The sequence below is a fragment of the Pseudomonas sp. FSL R10-1339 genome, assembly GCF_009600545.1.
GTDB lineage: Bacteria > Pseudomonadota > Gammaproteobacteria > Pseudomonadales > Pseudomonadaceae > Aquipseudomonas > Aquipseudomonas bubulae.
In genome coordinates this window covers 1-6,972 of the sequence record NZ_WIVQ01000143.1, presented here as the reverse complement: position 1 = coordinate 6,972, position 6,972 = coordinate 1, and the positions used below count along the sequence as shown (strand labels likewise).

Below are 6,972 nucleotides of genomic sequence, written 5' to 3'. Positions count from 1 at the left end.
CACTGGCACTCCGCCTGCCAAGCGCAGCGGTCCACGCAGTGGCGCTCCGCGTGACGGCCAGGCCCGTCGCGAAAACCGCCCGGCCCGTGACGATGCCCGTCAAGAGCCAGCGGTTAAAGGCCCACGCGAGAACCAGCCGAAGATCATGCACAAAGAGTCGAAAAGCGATCGCTTCCCGACGCCTGAGCAGCTCGATCAACTGCCGAACCGCCCGCGTGGCGAGAAGCCAGCGCTGCTGACGCGTAACCGCTAAAAATTGTGGGAGCGGGCTTGCTCGCGATTCAGGTACTTCGGGTTAACGGCTGCACCGAGGCAATCCAATCGCGAGCAAGCCCGCTCCTACGACAGCACACAAAAAAACGCCCCGGCTCTCACAAGCCGGGGCGTTTTTTTTAGCCGTTTAAAAGCGCTATTACTTGGCCTTTACGCCTTCCAGCGAGATATCCAGGCTCAGGGTCTGGTCCTTGCTTGGGGACTTGATGCCGAAATCCTGCAGGTTGATGGTGGTGGTCGCGTTGAAGCCAGCACGTTCGCCGCCCCACGGATCCTTGCCTTCGCCGTTGAACGTTGCCTTGAAGGTTACAGGCTTGGTCACACCGTGCAGGGTCAGGTCACCGGTTACGTCAGCTGTGTTGTCGCCAGTCGGCACAACCTTGGTCGACTTGAAGGTCGCTTCCGGGTACTTGCTCACGTCCAGGAAATCTTTGCTGGCGATATGCTTGTCACGTTCGGCGTGGTTGGAAAACAGGCTGGCGGTTTTCAGGGTCACGTCAATCTTGCTGTCGGCAGGTTTGGCTGCGTCCCACGAGAACGTACCGCTCCAGTCTTTGAAAGTACCGTGAATGAAGCTGAAGCCCAGGTGGCTGACTTTCCAGTCGATAAAGGCGTGCTGGCCTTCTTTGTCGATGGTGTAGTCAGCCGCCATGGCCTGACCTGCGGTCAGCATTGCGGTTCCGAGAGCCAGCGCAGCGAGGGTCTTTTTCAACATGCGTTCTATTCCTTTTGAGTTGAGGTTGAGCATCAGGCTTTGCGCCCCAGCATACGGTTCAGGGTCGCATCACGATCGATAAAGTGGTGTTTCAAAGCAACCAGACCATGAAGCCCTGCAAAAATGACCACGGCCCATGCCAGGTAAAGATGCACGACACCCGCTACATCAGCCTGGTCAGGCAGGTTGGAAATCAGTGCAGGGACTTCAAACAGGCCGAAAACCGGAATACCCACGCCTTCAGAGGTGGAAATCAGGTAGCCGGCGATCATCACGGCAAACAAACCCAGATACAAAAAACCATGCCCGAGTTTGGCACCGATTCGTGTTGCACGGCTGTAACTGGCCAGTGCCGGTGGTGCCGGGCTGAACCAGATCCATACAACGCGTAGCAGCATTACAGCGAATAGCGTCAGACCAATGCTTTTATGCAGGTCAGGCGCCTCTTTGCGCCAAGGGCTGTAATAGTCCAGACCGACCATCCACAACCCCAGTGCGAACAACCCGAACACCGCCAACGCAACAGACCAGTGCATGAAGATGCTGACGGCACCATAGCGAGAAGAAGAGTTACGTAGCTGCATGACCAACATCCTGTAGGAACTTGGGTCTAAGACTAATGGTTTACCTATCGATTGAAAGCGCATTTTATTGCTGCAAGCTATCGATAAATACGATCTGAAGCCTGAGAGTCAAACGTTAAGCAAACGTTAACAATATTTGTGTTGCCTGTGGGTGTCCAAGGCCGTCTTTGAATACGGAGTAAACGTAATAGGTTGTTACACGCCTGCGCATTGCATAGGCTTGCACTCTTGTTTGCCCGCACACGCCGGGAGCCAGCGCCAGGAGAGTGAAAATGGGCCTGAATAACCAGTGGATGCAACGCGACCTTGCCGTGTTGTGGCATCCCTGCACCCAAATGAAAGACCATGAACAACTGCCCTTGATCCCTATCAAGCGCGGCGAAGGCGTGTGGCTGGAAGACTTTGAAGGCAAGCGCTACCTCGATGCCGTGAGTTCCTGGTGGGTCAATGTGTTTGGCCACTGCAACCCGCGAATCAACCAGCGCATCAAGGATCAGGTCGATCAGTTGGAGCACGTGATCCTTGCAGGCTTCAGCCATCAGCCGGTGATCGAACTGTCCGAGCGGCTGGTCAAGATGACACCTGAAGGCCTGACCCGTTGCTTCTATGCCGATAACGGCTCGTCGTGCATCGAAGTTGCGCTGAAGATGAGCTTTCACTACTGGCTCAACCGTGAACAGCCAGACAAAAAACGCTTCGTTACCCTGACCAACAGCTATCACGGTGAAACCATGGCCGCGATGGCCGTGGGCGATGTGCCGTTGTTCACTGAAACCTACAAGGCGTTGCTGCTCGACACCATCAAGGTGCCGAGCCCCGACTGCTACCTGCGCCCTGAAGGCGTGAGCTGGGAAGCGCATTCGCGCACGATGTTTTTGGCGATGGAGCAGACTCTCGCCGAAAATCATCAAACCGTGGCTGCGGTTATCGTCGAGCCGTTGATTCAGGGCGCGGGTGGCATGCGCATGTACCACCCGGTGTACCTCACACTGCTGCGCGAGGCCTGTGACCGTTACGGCGTGCACTTGATCCTTGATGAAATTGCCGTGGGCTTTGGCCGCACCGGCACCATGTTCGCCTGCGAACAGGCGGGTATCACGCCGGACTTCCTGTGTCTGTCCAAAGCGTTGACCGGTGGCTATTTGCCGTTGGCGGCCTGCATGACCACGGATGAGGTGTACAGCGCGTTCTACGACGATTACCCGACCCTGCGCGCCTTCCTGCATTCCCACAGCTATACGGGTAATCCGCTGGCCTGTGCCGCAGCGTTGGCGACGCTGGATATCTTCGAAGAAGACAACGTTATCGAGAACAACAAGGCCTTGGCTCAACGTATGGCCCTGTCGACTGCCCATCTGGTTGATCATCCTCATGTCTCGGAAGTGCGTCAGACCGGTATGGTGCTGGCCATTGAAATGGTTCAGGACAAGGCCAGCAAAACCGCTTACCCGTGGCAGGAGCGTCGGGGGCTTAAAGTCTTCCAGCACGCCCTGGAGCGGGGTGCGTTGTTGCGCCCACTGGGTAGCGTGGTGTATTTCTTGCCGCCTTACGTGATCACCCCCGAGCAGATCGACTTTTTGGCTGAAGTGGCCAGTGAAGGGATCGATATCGCGACCCGCAGCGACATCAGCGTGGCCGTGCCATCGAATTTTCACCCGGACTTCCGTGACCCGGGTTAAACCGGGCCGTACTGTATCTCCTGTGGGAGCGGGCCTGCTCCCACATTAGCACCCGAATTTTCAGAGAATTTAAATGAGATTGTCCCGCTTTTTTATCGACGCTCCTTTGAGCCTTGGTGAGCATGAATTGCCTGAGGCTCAGGCGCATTACATTGGCCGCGTGCTGCGTATGGCCGAGGGCGATGCCTTGCAAGTGTTCGACGGCTCGGGCCAGGAGTTTCTGGGACGCTTGCTGGAAGTCGGCAAAAAGCGCGTACGCGTGCTGCTGGACGAAACCTTCGCAGGGCAAGTTGAATCGCCATTGGCCATTCACCTCGGTCAGGGCCTGTCCCGTGGCGAGCGTATGGACTGGGCTATTCAAAAGGCCACCGAGCTGGGCGTGACTGAAATCACCCCGATCATGAGCGAGCGCTGCGAAGTGCGGCTCAAGGACGAACGCGCCGACAAACGTCTGGCCCACTGGCGGCAGGTGGCGATCAGCGCCTGTGAGCAATGCGGCCGTTCGCGGGTGCCCGTTATCCATCCGCCGGTGTTGCTCAGCGACTGGATCAAAACCACTGAAGCCGACCTCAAGCTGGTGCTGCACCCGGTGTCAGAACCCTTGGCCAGCCACGCGAAACCTTCGCGCCTGGCGTTTTTGATCGGCCCCGAAGGCGGCCTGACCGATAACGAAATCGACCTGGCCCAGGCCGCCGGCTACCAGCCTGCACGCCTTGGCCCACGGGTGCTGCGTACCGAAACTGCGCCGGTTGTAGCCCTGGCCGTGGCGCAGCAGTTGTGGGGTGATTTCTAAGTCAGGCCCTGCTTTTTTGCTTTTGTGGGAGCAGGCTTGCTCGCGATGGGGTCGACGCGATTATCTAGACCTACCGCGGCGCCTGCATCGCGAGCAAGCCCGCTCCCACAAAGGCGTGGCCTTCAATTTCAGTCGTTTCGTACGACGTTTCGCTTTCATTCTCGTGAATCATCCGAGAAGATTCCGCTCGCTTGCGCCTGTTCAAATCGGGGAATAGTCTCGGCCCATCGCTGCAAATCAGCGGTCGGGTTTAGTCGCCTGGTAGATGAGCAAGGCGCAAGGCGCCACCTTAGTGAGGCGTTTTTTTGGCCCCGCTTTATGGTGGCCGTGCGCAGGGCGCCCTCGGGCGCGCCGGTTTCCGAGCTCACCGGTCTACTAACCTGCGTACGGCTGCCACCCGTTCGATTTGGTGTTGTCGGTCATGCACTTGGTGGAGCTGGCCAAGGGTTATGTCGACAAGTCGCTGGATACGCTGGCAACGCACTGAAGCAGCACGCGCCTGAGTGCAGCAGGCGCGTTTTGGGGCAGCTGGTTTGAAGGTGAGGGTGTAACGGAAGACTTTTTTTGACGCCCTTACTCCACCGGATCACTCACCGGCTTGGCGATGATCTGTTTTAGCTCGGCGGTCATCGGGAACTCCAGGTTCAGGCCGTTGGGCGGGATCGGTTGTTCGAACCAGCGCTGGTAAATGCTGGTGATTTCCCCGGACTGATACAGGTCGGCCAGGGTCTTGTTCACCACCGCCAGGAACTGCGGGTCGTCCTTGCGCACCATGCAGCTGTAGATTTCACGGGATTGCTCATCCCCTACAACCACCCATTTGTGCGGATCACGAGCTTTGGCACGTTCGCCGTAGAGCAGCGCATCGTCCATATAAAACGCAACGGCGCGGCCGGTTTCGAGCATCTTGAAGGCTTCACCATGATCTTTGGCACTGATCACGTTCATGCCCATTTTGTGGTCGGCGCTGTAGCTTTTGATAAAGCGTTCGTTGGTGGTGCCTGCCGTTGTCACCACGTTTTTGTCGCGCAAATCATCAAAGCCCTTGATGCCGCTGTCCTTGGCGGTCAGCAGTTGGCCTTTGACGTAAATAAACCCATAGGAAAATGCCACCTGTTTTTGCCGTTCGGCGGTCACGCCGGTTGAGCCGCATTCCAGGTCTACGGTGCCGTTCTGCACCAGCGGGATGCGGGTTTGCGAGGTCACCAGGTTGTATTTGACCTTCAGCGGTTTGCTGCCCACTTGCTGCTGGATGCGCTCGACGATTTTATTGGCCAGCTCCACCGAATAGCCCATGGGCTTGCCGCTGTTATCGCCGACATAGGAGAACGGCACCGATGCATCGCGATAACCCAGGGTAATACTTCCCGAGTCGGCGATTTTTTTCAGTGTGCCCTGCAACGGGGCTTCGTTGGCTTGTACGGCATGGCTGATTAACAGGCCCAGCGTGCAACTGATCAAGGCAAATTTGTTCATTGTTGTTTTCCCCTCACACAGATTAATGACGAACTGCAATCACGCTGATTTCCACCAATACCTCAGGCCGTGCCAGCTCCGCCTGCAGGGTGGTGCGGGTGGGCGCCTTGCCTGCCGACAGCCAGGCTGACCACACGGCATTCATGGCCGCAAAGTCGCGCTGGATGTTTTGCAGGTAAAGGGTGGCGTTAACGATGTGGTCTTTATCGCTGCCAGCTTCGGCCAACAGGGCGTCGATCTTGCTCAACACTTCTTGCGTTTGCGCGGTAATGTCCTCGCTTTGCGTAGGCACCTGTCCCGACAGAAACACCAGGGCTTCAAACGTCGCGGCGGCGCTCAAACGGTCATTGCTGTTGATGCGTTGAATGGTCATATGGCTTTCCTTCTGGACGGGATGGCGCACTCAGGCGGCCAGGCCTTGCATGTCAATGGAGGTTTTGCGTTGTGCAATCAGCTCGCTGAGCAAGCGCCCGCTGCCGCAGGCCAGGGTGAAGCCCAAGGCGCCGTGGCCCAGGTTGAGCCACAGGTTGCGATAACCGCTGGCACCCAGGATGGGTACGCCGCTGGGGGTTGCAGGGCGCATGCCAGCCCATTCGATGGCGGTTTGATAGTTGCCCGCATCCGGGAAAGTGCTGCTGGCCAGTTGACGCATTTGCGCCAGGCGCTTGGGGTCCGGGGCAGGGTCGAAGCCGACGATATCGACCATCGCGGCGATGCGCAGTTGCTTGCCGATACGCGCGTAGACAATTTTGCGGTCGTAGTCGGTAATGCTCACTTGTGGTGCCTTTTGCGGGTCGGTCAGGGCCAGCGTAAGGCTGTAACCCTTGAGCGGGTACAACGGCAGGTGCAGCCCCGGCAGGCGCAGGGCCGGGCTGTTGTGCCCGGCGGCGAGCACCAGTTGGTCCACGGCCAGAACCTCGTCGCCCATTTCCACTGCCTGTACCGCCCCGTTGGCGTGGCGAAGCCGGGTGACGGTCTTGCCCAGCATAAAGGTGCAACGGCCACTGGCCTGCAAGCGGGTGGCCAGTTGCTGACAGAATCCGTGGCAATCCCCGACCTCTTCGCTGGGGGTATAAATACCGCCGATAAACGACGAGCCTTGCAGCCCGGGTTCCAGGCTGGCGCACTCGCCGGCAGTCAGTGCTTGTTGAAATGAGCTGTGGATAACTTTTTTCCGGGCCTTTTCAAAGTTGCCGCGCTCACGGAACGCCACCAGCTTGCCGTTGCGCTGCCAGGCGAAGCCGTCGAGCTGATCTTCTTCGCGCCACTGCTGCAGCGTGGCCTGGCTGAGCAATGCCAGGCGCAGCAAATGCGCGCCATTGCGCTGGTTCACCGAGCCACGGCAGGCAGCCACAAACGAGGCCAGCCAGCGCCATTGGGCAGCCAGACCAGCTTTGCCAATGGTGGCCAGCTCTCCTACCGCTATGTAGCACCGCTGGCCGATGCCGGCGT

Annotated in this window: 6 protein-coding genes and 3 pseudogenes; 4 read left to right on the top strand and 5 right to left on the bottom strand. The window is 58.2% G+C overall.

The window, feature by feature from the left end; all coding sequences use genetic code 11:
- A pseudogene (locus GHO03_RS23040) lies at positions 1-253 on the top strand (DEAD/DEAH box helicase); the annotation flags it as partial.
- Between the two features lie 159 nt (positions 254-412).
- Here the strand turns inward: GHO03_RS23040 and GHO03_RS23035 are convergent.
- Together GHO03_RS23035 and GHO03_RS23030 are read right to left on the bottom strand one after the other, a co-directional pair.
- Positions 413-988: a YceI family protein gene (locus GHO03_RS23035; protein WP_094999874.1), complete on the bottom strand. Its 576-nt coding sequence runs from the start codon at positions 986-988 to the stop codon at positions 413-415.
- Positions 989-1,020: 32 nt separating this feature from the next.
- Positions 1,021-1,572: a cytochrome b gene (locus GHO03_RS23030; protein ID WP_094999875.1), complete on the bottom strand. Its 552-nt coding sequence runs from the start codon at positions 1,570-1,572 to the stop codon at positions 1,021-1,023.
- 272 nt (positions 1,573-1,844) lie between these two features.
- Between GHO03_RS23030 and GHO03_RS23025 the strand changes: the two genes are divergently transcribed.
- A complete protein-coding gene (locus GHO03_RS23025) occupies positions 1,845-3,251 on the top strand; it encodes an adenosylmethionine--8-amino-7-oxononanoate transaminase (protein WP_138738912.1) in 1,407 nt (468 codons plus the stop codon).
- A gap of 73 nt (positions 3,252-3,324) precedes the next feature.
- Positions 3,325-4,044 carry a 16S rRNA (uracil(1498)-N(3))-methyltransferase gene (locus tag GHO03_RS23020; protein ID WP_094999877.1) on the top strand — a complete coding sequence of 240 codons (720 nt, stop codon included), beginning with the start codon at positions 3,325-3,327 and terminating at the stop codon, positions 4,042-4,044.
- Between the two features lie 573 nt (positions 4,045-4,617).
- Here the strand turns inward: GHO03_RS23020 and GHO03_RS23015 are convergent.
- The 3 genes and pseudogenes from GHO03_RS23015 to GHO03_RS23005 all read right to left on the bottom strand — a co-directional run.
- Positions 4,618-5,520: a transporter substrate-binding domain-containing protein gene (locus GHO03_RS23015; protein ID WP_150628471.1), complete on the bottom strand. Its 903-nt coding sequence runs from the start codon at positions 5,518-5,520 to the stop codon at positions 4,618-4,620.
- 22 nt (positions 5,521-5,542) lie between these two features.
- Positions 5,543-5,893 (bottom strand): RidA family protein, encoded by a 351-nt coding sequence (locus tag GHO03_RS23010; protein ID WP_094999879.1) that lies wholly within the window; start codon positions 5,891-5,893, stop codon positions 5,543-5,545.
- 30 nt (positions 5,894-5,923) lie between these two features.
- Positions 5,924-6,901: pseudogene (locus GHO03_RS23005) on the bottom strand (FAD-dependent oxidoreductase); the annotation flags it as partial.
- On the opposite strand from GHO03_RS23005, the pseudogene GHO03_RS25660 reads away from it, so the two are divergent.
- Positions 6,899-6,972 (top strand): annotated as a pseudogene (locus GHO03_RS25660) (hypothetical protein); the annotation flags it as partial. The pseudogenes GHO03_RS23005 and GHO03_RS25660 overlap by 3 nt on opposite strands.

Excerpts from the sequence above, each read along its gene's own strand:
- GHO03_RS23035 (WP_094999874.1), bottom strand. The coding sequence starts at position 988 with ATGTTGAAAAAGACCCTCGCTGCGCTGGCTCTCGGAACCGCAATGCTG.
- GHO03_RS23030 (WP_094999875.1), bottom strand. The coding sequence starts at position 1,572 with ATGCAGCTACGTAACTCTTCTTCTCGCTATGGTGCCGTCAGCATCTTC.
- GHO03_RS23025 (WP_138738912.1), top strand. The coding sequence starts at position 1,845 with ATGGGCCTGAATAACCAGTGGATGCAACGCGACCTTGCCGTGTTGTGG.
- GHO03_RS23020 (WP_094999877.1), top strand. The coding sequence starts at position 3,325 with ATGAGATTGTCCCGCTTTTTTATCGACGCTCCTTTGAGCCTTGGTGAG.
- GHO03_RS23015 (WP_150628471.1), bottom strand. The coding sequence starts at position 5,520 with ATGAACAAATTTGCCTTGATCAGTTGCACGCTGGGCCTGTTAATCAGC.
- GHO03_RS23010 (WP_094999879.1), bottom strand. The coding sequence starts at position 5,893 with ATGACCATTCAACGCATCAACAGCAATGACCGTTTGAGCGCCGCCGCG.